Here is a 20295-nt window from a genome sequence, read left to right on the forward strand (position 1 = left end):
CCAGCAGACCTTGTCCCGATGAAGAGGGAACTGAAAGTGTTCTCAAAGCGGGAGGATTATTAGGACAAGCCTGCCCAGCAGACCGTGTCCCGATGAAGAGGGAACTGAAAGTTGATGGGAAAGCGGCTGGACGTGATGGGCGGTGACCAGTAGACCTTTGCCTAGGGACAAGGCCAAGGACATAGCAAACAACCTCGGGACAAGCCAAACCCCGTGCGATGGATTCATCGCCACTTTGGTCTTGATGCATAACGGTCGCGAGAAGGTTCTTACCCCTTCAATGTGGATAGAGGTGAAGGCAATATGTTGTCTCTAATGATACCTCCATTGCCATCAGACGCACAAACGCATCGTGACAATGATCGGATCAGCATCCAAGTAATCAGACAGTTGTGAAAACGAACCAACCCTCCATCTTGCCCCCATAAATGCCAAGCCACGCTTGGAAACGCCCTCCCCAATTCACCACAGCAGGTTTCGATGCATCCTTGGTCACATCACAAGAAATGCGCGCTTCACGATTTCCGTCATCCACAATCATGCGGTCAATACCAGCGACGACCACCTCTACATGAGGATCCTTCTCAGCGCATGCCAGTATGTGGGCGCCGCCCGCAGTCGTCAAAACCAGACTACCCATACCGATAACCTTGAGAAAACCTCCGCGAGATCATATGTGCGTGTTCGTCCCATTCTCTCGATCCATACCCAATAGGGTGCGGTAGGCATTCCGCGAACACCACGTGCACTCGGACTCGGGCTGCTGAGATTTTTTATCAGCCTTGAAAGTCCTCCTTTATTTTCGGCTCAATGTGACCAAAACCGGCACTGTCAGCCTGAAAACCATCGTAAAAACAACCACATCCACAAAAGGCGAACCAAGGATTCCACCCCCAGCATCACCAGGAAGGGTTTCACAGGGGTCCTTAACAACCCAAACAAAACTCCCGACACCACAACAGACACCCAGGGGACAGCCAAAACGCCGCCCGGTATTCATAGCCGAGGGCTCCGCCATCTGGCGACGGAACGACACCATCCCAGAACAGGTAAAAAATCACCCAAAAACAGCCAAGGAGCACTGGCCGAAACTCAAAGTGCTATAAAAATTCCAAGAAAACTCATAGCCCATCCAAGGGGGACCCCACAAGCCTGCACCGTCGCTTGGACAAGAAGCCTAGCATGGAAAGGCAATCGAAAAACCTGAACAATCGTAATCGGAAGGCCAGGCAGGAACAGGACGGGAGCCCCAGTCTACACCAGCATGTAAATCAAAGGAGCCAAGGCGCCATAGCTTTCAATCCATGCCTCAAGGATGTCCCGTTCCAGATAACGGCTTAGCTCTACGGCGTGAAGACCAAAGACCGCCACGGTCAGTACGGCCGCAAGCACTAGGGATTTCCACCAGGAAAAGCCGCTTTTCGGAGCCTCCCCTTGATCGGTCCGCTCCCGTAGGTGGGCGCCGGTGTACCTTCGCCTCAAGGTTTCTTTGAGCCGCAGCCTTTTCCAATAAGTAAAAGGTGAGCGGGACACCCGAGCCCGTCCCGCTAAGGCTGCATCACCATCGAGCAAAAGGTCCATGATATGGATGGCATTCATGGTACGGCGCAATTGCCCGACACAGCCCGCACAGTACGTGACCACAGGGCGTTTTCCAGCTTGCTCGCGCCGCTCCACCCTCCATTGACGCGCGAGTTCCGGCGCGACAGAACCCACACCTCCTCCCTCTCCACAGCACAGCGTGCGCTGCCGACTGCCGGGCATTTCCTCCACCTCAAGCCCAGCTGTGTCCACCAAGGTTCGAACAGCCTTCTGAACCGCCGCTTCATCGCGCATGACGCAGGGATCATGAATGGTGACCGTTCCCTTAAGATGCACCTGCGGCAGCGCCCTGTCCTCAGCAAAGACCTCATAGATGGTCCGAACCTGTAGTGGAGCCCCGTAGCGTCGAAAGACCTTATAACAATTGGGACACGCCACCAGCACGGTGCTCACGCCCTGAGCCATCAAATAATTCTTCATCTCGCCAAACATGGCCAGAAAATAGGCATGGCGTCCAAGGTCGTGGGAGGGTTTGGTGCAGCAATCCAGCACAACACCTAGATTGGGAATGATGCGGTGCACGTGTTCCTGAATGGCAAGTACCGCCTCGGATCGGGTCCCGGCAAAGGTGCATCCGGGAAAAAAGACCGTGGTGCACCCATCAGGAATGGCATAAAGGGAATAGCGTCGAGACGTGCCTTTGCGCTCATAGGCTAAAAGTCCCCGATGTTCGGGAAGATTTGCCACTCCTCGAAGGACCGCTTCCCGGCGCAGTTCCAAAAAAAGCTCCGACGGACGCACTCCAAAGGGGCAAACCGCCTGGCACAGACCACACAAGCTGCATTCAAAAGCCTCCACCAAACCACGAATGTTTCCTCCATGACGACTGGAGGCGATGGCCTTGGGCGTTCCGTACCGCTGAAGAAAGACGCAACGCTTCACGCACAGGCCGCATTCCGTGCAATCAGCTTCGATGGCTCGAAGGATCTCTTGCAGTTCTCGGCGTGCCCACGTTTCAGGGGTGCACCCCTCTTTGATTTCTTTTGGGCGCCTGAATTTGATCTTCAGCGTCACTTTACGCCTTTGTCTCTATTCACACGTCCGCGCGCTTTCTTTTAACATGTTTTTGGACTAACGATCGCAGCCGCTAACACCCCTTGCCAAAGGGGCAGTGGGGAAAGTGGCATTGAGGGCAGTCTCGGCACAGGCCGCCGTGTCCCATAAGCGCCAGTTGGGTCTTGCCGACCTCTTCCCCAGCGAGGATTCTTGGCAGCACCAGATCCAAAACGGTCACCTTATGATGCAAAGCGCAAGCTGGAACCCCCAAGACCGGCACCGAGCCAATCCAGGCCGTAAGGAACATGGCCCCCGGCAAAACGGCCGAGCCGTAATGCATGGCACGGGCCCCCGCCGCCGCAATGCCCACTCGTGTCACGTCGTCGGGATCCACGCTCATGCCCCCCGTAAGAAGCAACAAATCACAGCCTTGCTCCAAAGCATCATGAATCGCGGCACAAATTTTTTCTGCATCATCGGGAAGGTAGCGAAGAAATCGAACACTGGAGCCCAAGTGTTCCAGTTTGCTTTGTAAAATAGGTGCGAAGCGGTCTTGGATCAGGCCATGATAGACTTCGCTTCCTGTGATGATCAGGGCAGCGGAAGCCGCACGCAGGGGTCGCACGGACACCACGCCCCCATGGGCCGAGGCAATGGCTGCCGCTTTTTCAATAACGCCCCGTTTCATGACCAATGGAATGGCTCGAGTGGCCGCCACCAAGTCGCCTCGGCGCACAAGGGTGCCGTTATGCAGTGTGGCACACATGACCTCGTCGACCATGTTAAAGGCAGCCAGAGCGGCTACATGAACGCGAAGGAGCCCATCGACGGCGGCGACCAGTTTGATTTTTCCTTCTCGAGGGGCGTTGTCCCAGGTCACATTGTCTCCGGCCAACGCGTGGGCTAACACAGCGGCCGCTTCATCTTCGTGAATCTCATCCTCTTCCAATTCCAAAACGTACAGGTGGCTCTTGCCCAGCTTCTGCAAATGGCAGACGTCCTGGGCACTCACACGGTGCCCGCGGTGAAAAGCCGCCCCTTTAAATTCTCCGGGACGGATTTCAGTGATGTCGTGAGCTAGTTCTGTTCCCACAGCCTCTTCTACGGGAATGATTTTCACCCTCATGGAATCCCCCTTATTCCGTATTAGTCCTGAACCGGGAACACGGCAATCCCTCGACGTGTTGAAGCGCGGCCGCAACTGAGATCTGGCGCACGAGCTGAAAGTACCCGCCCGTTGCGCACGGAACACATAAGGGTCCTTGAGGGCCGGTCATTTCCTTGCCGTCTCGAACCACCTGACCACAGCGCACACACACGACCTTGCGCCGTGTCGGCCCCGGCAGATCCCATTCCCGTAGGGGCACCACGACTTCCTGCACATGAAACAGGACCTCATCGGGCATGCGACGATAGGCGACCAGCTGCTGAGCGCTCTTGCCGTCGATTTCCGGAGCGTACACGGCGGCGAGATTCCGAGCCTCTTCCGTGGAAAGGACGCGAAAGGCTCGGCCGCTGTCCAGGTTCACAAACGTAGCCGCCATGATGCCGTAGTCCATAAACTTCAAGCTGCGACGCCCAAGCTTGACCCCCGTCACGTGGGCCACGGCATCCGCGGCGCATCGGTCCATCTCCACATAAACCAAAAGTTTCTTAATTTGCGAGGGATGGCTCGGGTCGTCCAGTCCAATGAGCCGACAGCCCAGCATAGCCATGCGCACACCGATAACCTGGCCCGGACACAGATGGCCGTGGGCTTTGACCGATTCTTGCAAAAGGGTCTCAAAGTCCTTCATGGAAGCCCGTCTGAACGTTTTTTTGGTTACCGTCGAGTGGAAGCGCCGCATGGGCGAACCCATGAGGGCGCCGACCTAATGTGGGGCTCTGACCCTTTAAATTCTGCCCGCACCCGCTTTTTATTGGCGTTGGTGCAGGCCCGCATCTTTCCACGGATGGAACGCGTTCATTGCGGTTCGCACATTTCCGGATGCGTCGAAGCGTGTCTTCCCGATCCCACGCGCTCACTTGATTGCTCTTTGCGGGACCCGCTCTTGCCGGCAGACATGTCGACCGACGGCCAGTCGGCTGTCCCTCTGAAAACGTCAGTGCGAACATGCTTTCCCTGTATACAAGAACCCTTCGGCAGCGAGCTCGAACGGCCGCCTCATCAGACGCCACTCCAAGCTCACTTCCCGTAGGAGCGGCGCGAGCACGACGCCTGATCGCGCCTTGCAGCGCTCCTACAGAAGGAAATGCAATGGGCCCAAAAAGCCATTCTTGAACAGGCTCCGCAACAGGGATTTTATACCTTGATGAGTTTCACACGGCTCTGGTAAAAGACAGCGCTCCCGCCTACCGTATCCACAAGTCCCGTATTTTTCAACACAGGATCCACACGCATGCCGGCATTGCCATGAAAACCTGTGGCCCGTCTTGAATCCGCAGGAATCCGCTGACCGTCGATGACCACTTCCGTCGCGCCGTAGGCCCAGTGGCCGTGTCCCAGGGAAAACGCAATGACGCCGGGCCGAATGCCTTCCATGATGCGGACGCGGCCGATCATGGGTTTTCGAAGGCCGTGGCCCAGATTCCACTCCCCTTCCGGGTTGGTCGGGGAGACGATCCGCACGCGATCGCCTTCCTTGAGTCCCAGGCGCTGGGCGTCAAAAGTGGAGATATCCACCATGTTTTCAGGATAAATGGCTTGCAGCCAGTAATTGCCTGAGGTTCGGGACTTGGTTTGCGTGATGGTCTTGGTTGTACAGCGCGCTGCGGCTGATGCCCAGCTTTTGAGCGGCTTTTTTCTTGTTACCCTGAGCGCTTTCCAGAGCTTCGGCGATGGCCTGCCGCTCGCGTTCTTCCATGGTGGCAAGCCCTTCGGCTGAGGGGTTGGTCGATGGGCTGCGAAAGGCCGAAGGAAGATCCCAAATGTGAATGATGTCGTTTTTGGCCATCAGAACGGCGTGTTCCACGGTGTTTTCCAGTTCTCGAACGTTGCCCGGCCAAGGGTGTTCGAGAAAGAGGCGCAGCACATCACGGTGAAAATCTTTCACGTCCTTTCTGTGAATCTGGCGATATCTTTGAAGGAAATGGGTTGCGAGCAAAGGAATATCCATGGGACGGTTCCGCAAGGGAGGCAGTGTGATGGGAATGACATTGAGGCGATAGAAGAGGTCTTCGCGAAAGCGGCCGTTTTTCACTTCTTCCAGGAGATGGCGGTTCGTCGCGGCCACCACACGCACGTTGGCTGTCAGGGTCTTTTCGCCGCCTACCCTTTCGAATTGATGGGTCTGAAGCACGCGCAAAAGCTTGACTTGCGCTGCCGCCGGAATATCCCCCACTTCATCGAGAAAGACGGTGCCGCCTTCGGCTTGTTCAAAGCGGCCTTGTCGAAGGCGGTCGGCCCCTGTAAAGGCTCCCTTTTCATGGCCGAACAATTCGCTTTCAATGAGCGTGGAGGGATAGGCTGCGCAGTTGATGATCACAAAGGGAAAGCTGCTTCGCGGGCTCAGCTGATGAATGGCCTGCGCCACAAGCTCTTTGCCCGTGCCGCTTTCGCCTTGAATGAGCACCGTGGCATCGGAGGCGGCCACATTTTCCACGAGACGAAAGACATTTTGCATGGCGGGATCCCGACCTACGATGCCGCAAAAAGCGGCGCGAGGGTTTGAGAGCCTGTGCAAGGAGCGCATTTCCATTTCGTGAGCCACGGCCCGTTGAAGAACCCTGGAGGCTTCACGAATCATGGCGCCGACGAGTTCCAGGGCATCGGCAGGGCATTGGCAGCGGTTGCCACAGCGAATGATCAGGGTTCCGAAAGCCGAAGGGGCTTCGGTGCTGATGGGTACAAGGACGCAGGGGACTTTTTCGGTCCACAGCACATTAAGGATGGGTTCAGGCGGGGTTGGATGCAGTGCGGAGCGGACACCGGCGGCCTTGATGGTATCCAAAAAGTGCGCGAACCACCCCAAAGCCTTGGGGTCTCCAAGGGTTTTCAAAGTCTTTTCGTCGAGCGCGATGAGAACTTCGCGAGCATCATCAAAAAGGAGGAACACGGCCTTGTCGAAATGCAGCGCATCGCGAAAGCGGCTGATGAGAAAGGCGCCGATGTCCTGCAGCGAATGGAGCGCTCCGATGTTCTGAACGATTTCGCAAAAAGCCTTGGTCTGCTGCTGGGCTGTGGCCAATTCCTGCGCCTGATGTTCTAAACGATGGGTATAGTCCTGCAGGCGTTCCATCATAATGTTGAAAGATTGGGCCAGAACGGCAATTTCCCGATCCCCCGAGTCGGGTACGCGAACGGTGAGTTCCCCTAGACTGGCGCGTTCCACGGCGTATGTCAGGCGGCCGAGGGGCGCCAGGATTTTCTTCATCACTAGGGAGATGGCGCCGACGGCCAGCAAGATAATGATGCCTGTGATAGCGCCGATTTGGATCCACAGCTGGCGCATTTGGTGTTCGTAGGCCTTTTCGGAAAAACCCAGCCGCAGGTAACCGGCTCGACCTTCAAAAATGGGCACGGCGACATCCAAAAATCGTTCACGTGCCTCTGAAACCACTTTCTGGGCGGCGATGCCTGGAGGATTCTGGAGCCGATGCACCTGCAGAAGGTTTATGGGAAAACCGCCGTCAAAGGAATGGGCGAGAACTCTGCCGTCCTTGACCACGAAGAGGTAGGCGAGATCCGGGTGAATGGCTTTTTGGTGTTGGATCATTTTTTGAAGCGCCACGACGTCGTTGGTGAGGACGAGGTCCGCGGCTTCTGCAGCCAGGGAATGGCCCAAGAGAAAGGACTGGTCGCGCAAGGATTGCATGAGGCCCTGGCTGTATCGGTAGGTGGCCAGCGAGGCCACGGCCAAAGCGCTGATGAACACAAGCCCGACAGCGCCTGCGAGCAATTTAGTGCTGAGCCGGTTCCAGGCCATGAATGGAGATTCCGTTGTCCTGCAAGAAGGCGATCAGTTTTTCTGTTTCTTGATACCACGAGGGGTCGGGCACGACAAACCGATCCATGCCCAAGGCGTCCAGAATCCTTTGGCCTTCGGCGTTCTGGTGCATGGTGAGAAAGATCTGGCGCAAGGTTTCCTGAACTTCGGGGGAAAGCTTCGAAGAGACCACTACGGGGGGAATGCCGAAAGGTTGCGAGCGACGAAGGATTTTGGTTTGAGATGTCCAGGAGGGATTGTGCTTCTGTTCGTATTCCCAAACCAGACTGTCCACGGCGGCGCCGTCCACCAAGCCCTTGGCGACGGCGAGAATGGAATTGTCGTGGCTATAGGTGTAAAGCAACTGGGAAAAGAAGGCCTCGGGCGTGGACCCGGCCTCCACAACCCATGCCGTGGGGACCAACCGTCCTGTGTTGGAATGGGGATCCGTAAAGGCAAATGTTTTGTGGCGTAAATCCGTCAGGCTTTCGTAGGGCGCGTTTTTGTGAACGATCAAGTAGGACTGGTACGTGGTTTTGCCGTTGACCTGGGGCGCGGCCAAGAGTTCCCAACGGGTGTGATCGCGATGCAAGACGTAGGATCCGGTGCACACAAAGGCCAGATCCACTGAACCCTCCGCGAACAGCTAGCTGAGCTGCCCGTACGTTTTCTTTTGCACCAGCGACACCTCGCGATGCATGTGTCGGCCCACATAGTTGAGAAGCTCTCGGTAATGGCGAAGGGTTGCCTTGGGGGAAACCATGGCGGCAACGGCGACGACCAGGCCTTTTGAGGATGCCGGTGCCTCCTGAACGGCGGCCGTGGGTATGCGCACGGAAAAATCCACCACCACCGGGTTCCTGTCCTCGGAACAGCTCCACAGGAGCGCGAGAAAGCAAAAAAGGATGAACCTTACCTTGCCCATGGCCTTTTCCGCATCTGATATTCCCAGACGAATCGCATGTCCGAAAAAAAGCTTTATTTCCGTTCGCCCACGCCTTATTCTCGCCTGGCGGCTCGAGGATCGCGGGAGCTTCTCAGCACGCGCGTTCCCTTTTTATAAAGTGGCCTCTACAGGCGGTGGCAGGCTGCTTTCAGTAGTTAACTCATGCGAAGGAAAATTCCAATTCCGTCTCATGCTTGCCATGGTGGAGGTGTATGAATGAGCGCATGGGCGAGTTGGGGGATTAAGAACGTGCATGCATCGATGTCGGTCACGAGCCCATCTTCATGGCCGTCCATTGAGACCTCTTGGACCGTGCGTTATAGAAACCCTCGCTGTGGGCGTTCGGACCTTGGGGCAAGTCTACCGTCAAGTGATGCCTTCTTGTTGGGGTGGCGGGCGAAAAAGCCCTCGAAGTCGCTGCCGATGGCCAAACCAAGGTTTTTGGACTTTGGGGCCGACAGTGTAAAATGGGCATGACGACTGCGGCCGCTTGCGCCTTTAATTCATGGTGGCTGCCATTGGTTCGAGCGGAACACCTGGTCCAGCGCGTCAAAGGTCTGTAGGGCGCTGGTAAAGGTGGGATCGAGAAAGTAGCGGCCGTGTCGCGGAAGTTCTTTGAAGTCATAGTGAATCCGCTTGTACGAAAAGGCCAGAGCATAAGCATGAAGGTAGGTGCGCTCGGGCACGAGGAGAGAGGATGGACGGCGGCCGTAAAGAGAGTCCCCAAGAATAGGAGCGCCCAGACATTTCATGGCCACGCGGATCTGGTGGGTTTTTCCCGTTTCTGGAAAGAGGGCAAAGAGGCGCAGGCCCGGCCTCATGGAGCGGCTGATAAAGCGCGTCACGGCTGGAGCCTCTTGAGACTGGCACATTTTCCATCGGCCGTCTCGAGAGCGGGCCATGTCCCCGATGACGAGACCTTGTTTTTTGTGAGGCTTGCGATCCGAGAGGGCAAGGTAGCATTTGCGCACAGCGCGCTCTCGAAAAAGGGTGGTGAGCGCCCGAGCCGCTTCGATGTTCTTGGCCAAAAGCCATAAGCCCGAAGTGATCTTGTCCAGCCGGTGCACCGGAATCAGGCTCGAGGAATCAAGTTGGCGCCGCAGCCGAGCCAAAAGCCCTTTGTCGGAGCTGTTTCGGGTCACGGCGCAATCCGGAGGTTTGTGGACGACCAGAAAGTCTTCATGGTCGAACACCACAGAAACAGACATGTTTTCAAGCTCTGTAGCGTGCACGGTATTTTTCTTCTTTGCAAACAACTAACGGGCCTGTTTCTGAACATAGGGGCTGCACCCTTAGCGTCAGGGCCCCATCCTCTGCCGGCGAAGCACCTAAGGACGCGAGGGCCCTTGGCGGCCAAAGGTATTTTGGTGACGTGCCAGGTGCCTTCTTCCTTTGAAGCCTTTGCATTTTGCTGATCTTTAAGGTATCTGTAAACCTTAATTTCAAGGTGGATTGACAAATGGCCTTTGTCCCTACACGCTGAGACATATGCCCAAGGAGGCGTCCGAGAACTCGTTTTCGCCCCATGGCGATCTAGCAATTTCAGCTAGTTAGGGGGCGGAAACTGGTCAGAATCGGCATTGTCGGACAGGCTCCCAAGGAGCCTGTCAGAAAATGGCTTTTGGGGGCCGGGTGCATTTCATTCAGTAGGAGCGTCGCAAAGTGCGATCTGGCGTCGCGGCGTGCGCCGCTCCGACAAGCTCAAGCTGAAACGACTCGACCAAACCATTCTCGGACAAGCGCATAGATCGGCGGCCCACAAGGCGGATCGGCATGAAACGGGATCGGAACGCTGCAGCTTCTGTCGCCATAATTATCGTTCTGTGCATGCTTTTTTCCCATTCCGCTAAAGCGGCGAACCCTGAGCCTGCCGCGGCCCCTGGTGCCGAACTGAAAGCCGACGCCGCACCCGGTACACTCACCCATGCCCTGCAGACGGCTTTGTCGCAACATCCCAAAATATCCATGGTGACCTCACAAACCCAAGCCGTTGAAGCCGGCCACAGGGCGGCTCGAGCCGGGTATTTTCCCAAAATCAGCCTTTCCCATAAAATCCTTCGTAGCAACAATCCGGTTTTCGTTTTTGGTTCTCTTTTGGAACAAGCCCGGTTCGGTGTGGAACACTTCGACCCCGCCTTCTTAAATGCTCCAGCCCCCTTGACCAACGCGCGCACTGAAGCCTTAGCCGCCTTGCCCGTGTTTGATCAACTGTTCACGGCCACGCGCGTCGCCGAAAGCCAGGGGGCTCAAAGCAAGGCTCGATTCCTGGAAGAATGGGTAAGGCAGGAAATTTTTCTCAGCGTGATTCAAAGGTTTTACGGGGTCATTGTGGCGCGCGAACGGGTTTTTGTGGCCCAAGAAGCGGTCCGGGAAACGGAAGCGCAGGTGCGGCGCATTCAGGCTTTTTTTGAAAACGGCCAGGTGGTGCGTTCGGACCTTTTAGCCGCCCAGGTGCAGCACCTTGAATTTTCCCAGCAACTCGTGGAGGCTGAAGGCGAATATCACGCCGCGCAGGAGGCCTTTCAAACGGCCTTGGGCCGGCCTTTTCCGCCTTATCCCGAGCCGACCCAAAAAATGCCCAGCCTTCTGTTCCCCTTGCATTCCCTGACCCAGTACACCGAAGAGGCCCTAGCGTCTCGGCCCGATGTGGCCATGGTTCGGGAAGACCTTCACGTGGCGCGGCTGCGGTTGCGGGAGGCCCGCGCGCGTTATCTTCCCCGGGTGGATGCGTTTTCTTCCTACGGTGTGAGCGGTCCCGATTGGGAAAGCGGCAGTTCGGACTACACGCTGGGCCTGAGCTTTAGCTGGGATCTCTACGAAGGGCGGCGTCGGCCGGGCATCGACCAGGCCCTGGCCCTTGTAGCCGCTGCAGAAGCTCAGGTGCAGGAAGCCGAACACGAGGTGCGCTTGCAGGTGGTGCAGGCTTATGAAAGCCTGCAGGCGGCCCGACAACGCCTCAGTTTGTCCCAACAAGCCGTGGCGCAGGCTGGTGAAGCCCTGCGGATCGTCAAAGACCGGTACAGTGAAGGGTTGACGACCATTACAGAGGTCTTGAGGGCGGAGACGGCGTATCGCAGAGCGCAATGGATGGATCTCGGCGCCCGCTACGACCATGTGGTGCGCTATGCCGAACTCCTGTTCCGCACCGGCCGGCTGCAAGATGTTGCCCCTTTTGAAGGATGAGGGCCCATGAGCGCGTGTCATCGGAAAAGGTGTCTTCCGGTTTTCTCAAAAAGGATGAAGATCTTGTCCGTGCTCTGTGCCGTTCTGGTGGGCATGGTGACGGGGTGTCGAAAGGAGCCGCCGCTCAAAGCTAAATCATCCAAGCCTGTGAGCGCTCCCATCGTAACGGTCGCCACGGAAAGCATTCAGGAGATCCTGGAACTTTCCGGTACGGTGCGTGCGGCGCAGGTCATTGTGCTTTCGTCCAAAGTGCTCGGGCGCATCACGGCGATTCCGGTCCGTGAAGGGGATCGTAAGCCCAAGGGGCAGGTGCTGGTGCGCATCGATGATCGGGAAACGGCGGCGGGGGTGGCGCAGGCGCAAGCTTCTGTGCGGCAGGCTCAGTTTGCGGTGGAAGAAGCGGACAAGGCCCTTCGCATGGCTCAGGCCGATCGGCGCGCTGCGGAAGCCCGGTACGAAGTGGTTCACGCCACGTACCAAAGGTTTCAATCCCTGTTGGCTCGGGAGTCCATCAGCCGCCAGGAATTTGACGAAATGCAGGCAAAAGATGCGTCTGCGGCGGCCGATGCGGATCGAGCCCGCCAAGCCGTCAAAGCTGTGACAGCCAAGAAGGAACAGGCTTTGGCGGCCCTGCGTGCCGCACAAGCCGCCTTGGAAGCCGCCCAGGCTCTGCGGAGCTACGCTGAGGTGACGGCGCCCATGGATGTTCTGGTCACGGCCAAGCACGTGGAAGTGGGGCAAATGGCCACGCCCGGTCTTCCCCTGCTGACGGTGGAAGACCCTTCGGTGTATCGGCTGGAGGTTCCGGTACCCGAGGGTGTGTTGTCCAGCGTGCATGTGGGCGATGCGGTCCCGGTTTTTGTGGAGCCGAGGCAAGTTCCGGTGACGGGGCGTGTGGTGGACGTTCTTCCTTCCGTGGATCCCCAGACCCGGTCCGGACTCGTCAAGATGCACCTACCTTCACCGCCCGTCGACCAAGGCCGAAACGTTCAGTGGCGCACGGGCACATTCGCTCGCGCCCGCTTTACAACGGGGTCTCGAGAAGCCCTTTTGGTTCCTGCTGCCGCCGTGGTTCAGCGAGGCCAACTGACGGGCGTCTTTGTAGTGGACGAGCAAGAGGTATGCCGATGGCGTTTGGTCCGCACGGGGCGTTCCGTGAACGGTCGGGTGGAAATCCTTTCCGGGTTGCAACCTGGGGAACGCATCGTGGCGCAGGTGGTTCCAGAACTACAAGACGGTTCCCGCATCACCGCCGACTGAGAGGGCCTTCATGACAAGCCCGCATCTTGGACTGGCTGGTCGTGTCGCCAGAGCCTTTATCGATTCCAAGCTGACTCCTCTGGTTATTGTTGCCTCCCTGCTCCTGGGCATAGGCTCCGTGCTCTTGCTGCCTCGGGAAGAGGAGCCCCAGATCGTCGTTCCCATGTTGGATATTTTTGTGAGCATGCCCGGTGCTTCAGCCAAGGAAGTGGAGGAACGCGTCACCAAGCCCATGGAAAAGCTTTTATGGGAAATTCCCGGCGTGGAATACATTTATTCCACCTCCTCGGCCGAACGTTCTTTCGTAGTGGTGCGTTTCAATGTGGGGGAAGATGAAGAAAAAAGCATTGTTCGCCTCAATCAGAAGATGTTCGCCAATTTCGACCTCATTCCTTCCGGTGCAAGCCCGCCCTTGATCAAACCCCGTTCCATCGACGATGTGCCTATTCTGGCCGTGACCCTATGGAGCAAGGAACTGGATCACTTTGCCTTGCGCCGCCTGGCGGCTCAATTGCACGACCATGTCAAGCAAGTGCCCGATGTATCCGAAGTGCATTTAATTGGAGGGCAGCGCCGTCAGATGCGCGTTCTGCCGGATCCTGCCAAAATGGCCGCTCACGGCCTAGCCGCCGACGCGCTGCTCTACCGGCTCAGCCAAGCGAACCGCTCTCTAGCTTCCGGCCGCATGGTGGCCAACAATCGGGAAATCCTTGTGGAAACGGGTGAATTTTTGAATTCGGCCGAGGATGTGGCGGCGGTGGTCGTTGGCGTTCATGCAGGACGGCCGGTGTTTGTGAGGGATGTGGCCGAGGTGGTGGACGGTCCGGAGGAGCCCGCGGATTACGTTTTTTTCGGGGCTGGCCCGGCCTTTAGCGAGGAGGCGTCATCGGAAGTGTTTCCCGCCGTGACCTTGTCCATCGCCAAGCGCAAAGGAACGAACGCCATTCACGTGGCCCACGCGGTGCTTCGGAAAATCGAAAGCCTCAAAGGCCGCCTGATTCCCGACAATGTCCAAGTGACGGTCACACGAAATTATGGGGAGACCGCTCGGGAAAAGTCCGACGAGCTTTTGTGGCATATGACCATTGCCGTCATTTCTGTGACCCTTTTGATCCTTCTGACCTTGGGGGTGCGCGAATCCGGTATTGTGGCCATCGCCATTCCTGTGACGTTGGCCCTTACCCTGGCTGTGTTTTACCTGGCGGGTTACACGCTGAACCGAGTCACCCTTTTTGCTCTGATTTTTTCCATCGGTATTCTCGTCGATGATGCCATCGTGGTGGTGGAAAACGTGGTGCGCCATTACCGCATGCCACAGAATCGCGGCCGCAATCCTTTGGAAGTGGCTGTTGAAGCCACAGCCGAAGTGGGCAATCCCACGATTTTGGCCACCTTTGCTGTTATTGCCGCCATTTTGCCCATGGCTTTCGTGCGAGGCCTCATGGGCCCGTACATGCGCCCCATTCCTGTGGGAGCGACGGCGGCCATGTTGTTTTCTTTGGGCGTGGCCTTTGTGGTAACGCCGTGGGCCAGCGTGCGCCTGATTCGCCCGGAAGCGGAAGCGAAACACGAAGCCGAAGGCTGGACTACCCAGCTGTATCGCCGTGCCATGCGACCCCTCATTCATCGTCCTTTATGGCGCTACGGATTCTTGGCTTTTGTGGTGATCCTGCTGTTGGGAGCCATAAGCCTGGTGGCTTTGAAGGCCGTGCGGGTCAAGATGCTGCCCTTTGACAACAAGAGCGAACTGCAGGTGATCATTGACATGCCGGAAGGAAGCACGCTGGAACAGACGGCGGCGGCCACGCGGCACATGGCTCAAGTGATTGCCGAAGTTTCGGAAACCGTTCATTATCAACTCTATATCGGCACGGCGGCGCCGCATAACTTCAACGGTTTGGTGCGCCATTATTTTCTGCGCCGAGGTCCCAACGTGGCCGATATTCAGGTAAATCTCGTACCCAAGGGAGATCGCACTGCGCAAAGCCACGACATTGCCAAAAGGCTGCGGCCGGCCGTTCAGCAGGTGGCCAAGCTCTACGGAGCCAATGTAAAGATCGTCGAAATTCCTCCGGGACCTCCCGTGTTGCAGACCTTGGTAGCGGAGATCTACGGCCCAAACGAGGCCGGCCGACTGGCGGTGGCTCGACAGGTCAAGGACATTTTTGAAAAGACCGAGGGCGTAGTGGATGTGGACTGGTATGTGGAAGACGACCAACCCAAGATCATCATCACGGTGGACAAGGAAAAAGCCGCTTATCACGGCATTTCCACGGCCACTATCGCGGAGACCGTCACGGCCTTGGTCCAGGGGAAGGGGGTGGGGCTGGTGCACATGAGCGAAGAAAAGGAAGATGTACCCATTTGGGTGCAACTTCCTCTGGCGTCGCGATCCCGGTTGGAAGACCTTTTGGCTTTGAAGGTCGCCGGTGCGGACGGTCGGCTGGTTCCTTTGTCAGCCCTCGTTCAGGTTCGCGGGATGATGCAGGACAAAAGCATCTATCATAAAAACCTTATGCCTGTGGTCTATGTCACAGGAAATGTGGCGGGAAAAGAAGAAAGTCCCGTGTACGCCATTCTCATGATGAACAAAGCTCTGGACCAGGTAGCGGTTCCGGAAGGGTTTCGTCTGGAACGTTACGTGGCGAACCTGCCGCCCACGACGGAGCGCTACGCCATGAAGTGGGACGGGGAATGGCACATCACCTATGAAGTTTTTCGGGATCTGGGCACTGCCTTTGCCGCGGTTCTTGTTCTGATTTACATACTCGTTGTGGGATGGTTTGAATCTTTCCTGACTCCCTTGACCATCATGGCCGCCATTCCTTTCTCACTGGTGGGAATTCTGCCTGCTCACGGACTTTTCGGCATCTTTTTCACCGCGACCTCCATGATCGGTTTCATTGCGGGGGCCGGCATTGTCGTGCGCAATTCCATCATCCTTGTGGACTTTGTGGAACTGCGCCTCAAGGAAGGCATGCCCTTGGAAGATGCGGTGGTGGACGCCGGTGCGGTGCGGTTTCGCCCTATGGTGCTCACGGCCGCTTCACTGATCGTGGGTGCCGCCCCCATGCTTTTGGACCCCATCTTTCAGGGGCTCGCCCTGGCGTTGATGTCCGGTGAAGTGGCTTCCTTGCTCTTGTCTCGTGTGGCCGTGCCCATTATTTATTTTCTGAGCCGCCGCAAAACGCTCTAAAAAAGTTTCTTTCGCCATGGGCTGTGCCTTTCCTTTCCGTTCTCTCGGGAATGATCCTCATGAGCCCCCCGCGGAAACGGAAAAAGCCCCGAATCGGTATGGCGTCCGCGGACAGACATGCCGCACGGCACCCTGAAGGCGCCGTTCCCCCCTGGCGGCCGCCGCTACAAAAGGCTTTCCAGAGGAACATGCTCCAGTCCATGGGCTTCGGCAACACCGGCGTGGGTGACCCGGCCTGCGATGACATTGGCGCCTCTGGCGATTTCCGGATTTTCTTTCATGGCTCGGCGCCAGCCTTTGTTTGCGATTTCCAGGGCATAGGGAAGGGTGGCGTTGGTCAAAGCCAAGGTGGAGGTTTTGGCAACAGCCCCGGGCATATTGGCCACGCAGTAGTGCACGATGCCGTCCACAGTGTAGATGGGCTCTTTGTGGGTGGTGGGTTTGGAGGTTTCAAAACATCCTCCTTGATCGATGGCCACATCCACGAGAACCGCCCCTTTTTTCATGGTAGACAACATGTCGCGTGTGACCAGTTTTGGTGCCTTGGCACCGGGAACGAGCACGGCACCGATCACCACGTCGGCTTTTTTGACAAGGTCACGAATGGCGGCCGGAGAGGAAGCCAAAAGAAAGCAGTTGGAAGGCATGACATCGCTCAGGTAACGAAGCCTTTCTAGGTTCTTGTCTAGAACGAAAACCTTGGCCCCCAAACCGCAGGCCATCTTGGCTGCGTTGGTCCCCACGACGCCGCCCCCAAGAATCACCACCGTGGCTGGTTCCACGCCGGGCACTCCCGACAACAAAAGGCCCCGGCCGCCGTAAGTCATTTCCAAGTACTTGGCGGCTTGCTGCACGGCCATTCGTCCGGCCACTTCACTCATGGGGGTGAGCAGCGGTAGAGACCCATCGACTTTCTGAATCGTTTCGTAGGCAATGTTGATGGAGCGACGGTCCACAAGCGCGCGTGTCAAGGTGGCATCAGCGGCCAAGTGAAGGTAGGTGAAGATGATTTGATTTTCTTTGATGAGATCGTATTCGGGGGCCAGAGGCTCCTTCACGTGCATGACCATGTCCGCTCGAGCATAGATTTCAGCGGCATCGTCCACCACTATGGCGCCCATACGCTGGTATTCTTCGTCGGAAAACCCACTGCCTACGCCGGCACTCTTTTCCACAAGCACGGTATGGCCATGCTGAGAGGCGACTTCGGCACCCGATGGGGGTCATGGAAACGCGGTTTTCTTCGGTTTTGATTTCTTTAAGGACTCCGATGATCATCCGTGCGGCTCCTTTCGCTCTCAGCTAAGGGAAGCCAAAGGTCACAGGGTTCGGTAAAGGTCATGGGCCTGGTAAGAACTGCGCACCCACGGTCCAGAAGCCACCTGGTGAAAACCCATGGACAGGGCCTTGGCCCGCCAAGCGTCAAATTCTTCAGGGGGCACATAACGTGCCACGGGAAGCAGGTGAGAGGCCGGCTGCAGGTATTGGCCTAAGGTCAGAAGACGGCAGCCGGAGTCCAAAAGCTCGTCCAGGGTGTGCAGCACTTCGTCGTGGGTTTCTCCAAGACCGAGCATGATTCCGGATTTCAAGGGAACATGTGGTGCCATGGTGAAGGCGGTCCGCAGGAGAGCCAGGGATCGGCGATAGTCGGCTTGAGGCCGAACGGTGCCGTACAGTCGAGGGACTGTTTCGATGTTGTGGTTCAAGACGGCCGGACCGGCCTGCAGCACCACTTCAAGGGCCGCGAAGTCCCCCTGAAAATCGGGAATGAGCACTTCCACGAGAGCGCCGGCAACGGCTTTCCGGACCGTGTGAATGGTGTGTGCGAAGACCGAAGCCCCACCGTCGGAAAGATCGTCTCGCGTCACGGATGTGATGACCACGTAGCGAAGCCCCAGCCTCCGAACCGTCTTAGCGATGCGGGCGGGTTCTTCAGGATCCACCGGCTGCGGCACGCCGTGTCGCACGGCGCAGAATCGGCATTGACGAGTGCACACATGGCCGAGGATGAGAAAGGTGGCGGTCTTTCGAGAAAAGCATTCCCAATGATTCGGACATCGAGCTTCCTGGCAAACCGTGTGGACGAGCGCAGTGCGCAATAGAGCGCGCACTTCTTGGTACGGTTCCAAAGGCGGCAAGCGCTTTCGCAGCCAAGGAGGTTTTGGCAGCTTAGGGGCTGTGGGAAGTTCAAGGACGGCCATGAAGAGTCTCCCCCCTGTCGAGTTGCAGCGCCGATAGATCCATCCGCTCGAAGCACACACCAAGCACAGCCTGGGCGCATGCCGTGAACACCTCTTTGACTTCCTGCATATCTAACATGGTTCGTGCTTCCAAAGCCAGAGATGTGACGGCCACATCGGCAAGGCCGCAGGGATGGATCCATCCGAAAGGTTCTAGGTCGTTGATGACATTCAAGGCCAGACCGTGAAAGCTGATGCCGGAGCGCACGGCAATGCCGATGCTGCCCAGTTTCTTTCCGCGGACCCACACACCGCGGTTGCGAGGGTCTCGCGCGGCCTCAACGCCGAAACGGCGGGCCGTTTGAATCATAACCTCTTCCAAAGCGGAGACCCATGCCACCGCCTTCCATCCGGCCGAGTGCAGATGCACAATGGGATAGGCCACCAGCTGCCCCGGCCCGTGGTAGGTGATGGATCCCCCGCGTTCCACCGAAAAGAGGGGGATGCCTTGAGCGTCCAGTATGCTTGGCGGGACACACAGGTGTTCTGCGCCGCCTCGGCGCCCGCATGTGAACACGGAAGGATGTTCCACAAGAAAGAACACGTCATGGCTCCACAGACCTCGCCGGCGTTGTTCCACACACGCGTGCTGAAGGCGCCATGCGTGGGCGTAGTCGAGAAGACCCAGATCCACGAGTTTCCAGGAACGCACCATAGGGCTGAAGACCCCCTCAAAAAATGAGAGGCGCGGCACGCCGCGCCCCTCATTTTCAGCGCTTTTAAGCAGGAAAGGCGATCATGTTTAGAGAAGATACACCAAACGGAAGGAGGACTGCCGCCTTAGGCGCGGATTTCCTCCTTGACACCGATAGCCACCTTGTAGAGCACCGCCATGATGAGAAAACCTGTCGCCCACACACCCAGCGTGATGGCCAGTTCCGGAGCAGTCGGCACATAAGGGGTGACCTTGTCAAAGACATTGGGAATGAAGCCCGTGACCACCAGCCCCACACCTTTTTCCAGGTAAAGACCAAAGAAAACGGCTAGACAGGCGAGCTTAAGCAGTTTCTCGTTGTTTCGATACTGGGGCGGCACCAGAAGGATCAGCGCCGTGACTGAGAGAATCACCGAAAGCCACATGAAAGGCACCAGCTCGCCGTGGCCTTCATAGCCGGCAAACTGGTAGATGAACCCATGCATGTGTCCGGGGACCTTGCTGTAAAAGGCGGTAAAGATTTCCAACAGCAGGAAGAACACACTGGTGATCATGGCATAGGTGACAATCTTGGAGAGCTTTTCAATGGCCGACGGACCTGGATCGAAGTTGGTGCGTTTGCGAATGAGGAAGCACAGGAGGATGAGCAGGGACGGGCCCGAAGCAAAGGCCGAGGCCAAGAACCGGGCGGCCATGATGGCCGTCAACCAGAAATGCCGCCCCGGCAGGCCGGCGTAGAGAAACGCCGTAACCGTGTGAATGCTCACAGCCCAGGGGATGGAAACGTAAATGAGCGGTTTGACCCATTTGGGGGGAGGCATCTCCTTGCGCTCAGCGCTCAGCACGGTCCAGCCGATGACAGCATTGAGAAAAAGGTATCCGTTCAGGACCACCATATCCCAAAACAGAATCGAGTTGGGTGTGGGGTGCAGCAGCACGTTCAGAAGCCGCATGGGTTGGCCGAGATCCACGATAATGAACAAAAGACACATGGTCACGGCACTCACCGCCAGGAATTCACCCAAAATGGTGATGCGGCCGAACTCCTTGACGTGGTGCAGGTAGTAGGGAAGCACCACCATGACCGCCGATGCGGCCACACCGACCAGGAAAGTGAACTGGGCGATGTAAAAACCCCACGACACGTCTCGGCTCATGCCGGTGATTTTTAGGCCTTGGTTGAGCTGGAGCATGAAGCAGGCAAAGCCGACCCCCGAAAGGATTGCCAGGCCCAGCAGAAGGCTCCAATACTTTTGTCCGCCTTTGAATGCCTTTTCCAGCATGTCGTCCCC

General features: G+C 57.2%; 14 protein-coding genes and 1 pseudogene. 3 read left to right on the forward strand and 12 right to left on the reverse strand.

Annotated features, from left to right (window positions below; all coding sequences use genetic code 11):
- Positions 1-1254: 1254 nt before the first annotated feature.
- The 8 genes from ACUVSA_RS01500 to ACUVSA_RS01535 form a co-directional block, all read right to left on the reverse strand.
- The gene (locus ACUVSA_RS01500) at positions 1255-2616 is read right to left on the reverse strand and encodes a (Fe-S)-binding protein (protein ID WP_445893529.1); all 1362 of its coding nucleotides are present in this window, start codon (positions 2614-2616) and stop codon (positions 1255-1257) included.
- Between the two features lie 73 nt (positions 2617-2689).
- On the reverse strand, positions 2690-3724 hold the full coding sequence (locus ACUVSA_RS01505; RefSeq protein WP_445893530.1) for a molybdopterin-binding protein: 1035 nt from the start codon (positions 3722-3724) through the stop codon (positions 2690-2692).
- Between the two features lie 10 nt (positions 3725-3734).
- On the reverse strand, positions 3735-4394 hold the full coding sequence (locus tag ACUVSA_RS01510) for an FmdE family protein (RefSeq protein WP_445893531.1): 660 nt from the start codon (positions 4392-4394) through the stop codon (positions 3735-3737).
- Between the two features lie 506 nt (positions 4395-4900).
- On the reverse strand, positions 4901-5347 hold the full coding sequence (locus tag ACUVSA_RS01515) for a molybdopterin dinucleotide binding domain-containing protein (protein WP_445893653.1): 447 nt from the start codon (positions 5345-5347) through the stop codon (positions 4901-4903).
- Complete coding sequence (locus ACUVSA_RS01520) at positions 5289-7523, reverse strand: sigma 54-interacting transcriptional regulator (RefSeq protein ID WP_445893532.1); 2235 nt, start codon at positions 7521-7523, stop codon at positions 5289-5291. The genes ACUVSA_RS01515 and ACUVSA_RS01520 overlap by 59 nt, the downstream gene beginning before the upstream one ends.
- The gene (locus ACUVSA_RS01525; protein WP_445893654.1) at positions 7498-8169 is read right to left on the reverse strand and encodes a substrate-binding domain-containing protein; all 672 of its coding nucleotides are present in this window, start codon (positions 8167-8169) and stop codon (positions 7498-7500) included. The genes ACUVSA_RS01520 and ACUVSA_RS01525 overlap by 26 nt, the downstream gene beginning before the upstream one ends.
- Positions 8170-8448, reverse strand: a complete 279-nt coding sequence (locus ACUVSA_RS01530) for a hypothetical protein (RefSeq protein ID WP_445893533.1) — start codon at positions 8446-8448, stop codon at positions 8170-8172.
- 524 nt (positions 8449-8972) lie between these two features.
- Complete coding sequence (locus tag ACUVSA_RS01535) at positions 8973-9677, reverse strand: TIGR01621 family pseudouridine synthase (RefSeq protein ID WP_445893534.1); 705 nt, start codon at positions 9675-9677, stop codon at positions 8973-8975.
- 565 nt (positions 9678-10242) lie between these two features.
- Here ACUVSA_RS01535 and ACUVSA_RS01540 point away from each other — a divergent pair.
- The 3 genes from ACUVSA_RS01540 to ACUVSA_RS01550 are packed head-to-tail and all read left to right on the forward strand — an operon-like array spanning position 10243 to position 16108.
- A complete protein-coding gene (locus tag ACUVSA_RS01540; RefSeq protein WP_445893535.1) occupies positions 10243-11652 on the forward strand; it encodes a TolC family protein in 1410 nt (469 codons plus the stop codon).
- Between the two features lie 54 nt (positions 11653-11706).
- The gene (locus tag ACUVSA_RS01545; RefSeq protein WP_445893536.1) at positions 11707-12912 is read left to right on the forward strand and encodes an efflux RND transporter periplasmic adaptor subunit; all 1206 of its coding nucleotides are present in this window, start codon (positions 11707-11709) and stop codon (positions 12910-12912) included.
- 10 nt (positions 12913-12922) lie between these two features.
- Positions 12923-16108 carry an efflux RND transporter permease subunit gene (locus ACUVSA_RS01550; protein ID WP_445893537.1) on the forward strand — a complete coding sequence of 1062 codons (3186 nt, stop codon included), beginning with the start codon at positions 12923-12925 and terminating at the stop codon, positions 16106-16108.
- Positions 16109-16272: 164 nt separating this feature from the next.
- Here the strand turns inward: ACUVSA_RS01550 and ald are convergent.
- The 4 genes and pseudogenes from ald to dsrP form a co-directional block, all read right to left on the reverse strand.
- Positions 16273-17386: pseudogene (ald, locus tag ACUVSA_RS01555) on the reverse strand (alanine dehydrogenase).
- Between the two features lie 41 nt (positions 17387-17427).
- On the reverse strand, positions 17428-18309 hold the full coding sequence (lipA, locus tag ACUVSA_RS01560; protein WP_445893215.1) for a lipoyl synthase: 882 nt from the start codon (positions 18307-18309) through the stop codon (positions 17428-17430).
- A complete protein-coding gene (gene lipB / locus ACUVSA_RS01565) occupies positions 18296-19042 on the reverse strand; it encodes a lipoyl(octanoyl) transferase LipB (RefSeq protein ID WP_445893538.1) in 747 nt (248 codons plus the stop codon). Before lipB ends, lipA begins: the two co-directional genes overlap by 14 nt.
- A gap of 86 nt (positions 19043-19128) precedes the next feature.
- Complete coding sequence (dsrP, locus tag ACUVSA_RS01570) at positions 19129-20286, reverse strand: sulfate reduction electron transfer complex DsrMKJOP subunit DsrP (RefSeq protein WP_445893539.1); 1158 nt, start codon at positions 20284-20286, stop codon at positions 19129-19131.
- Positions 20287-20295: the final 9 nt, after the last annotated feature.

The sequence above is a fragment of the Desulfosoma sp. genome, assembly GCF_052743555.1.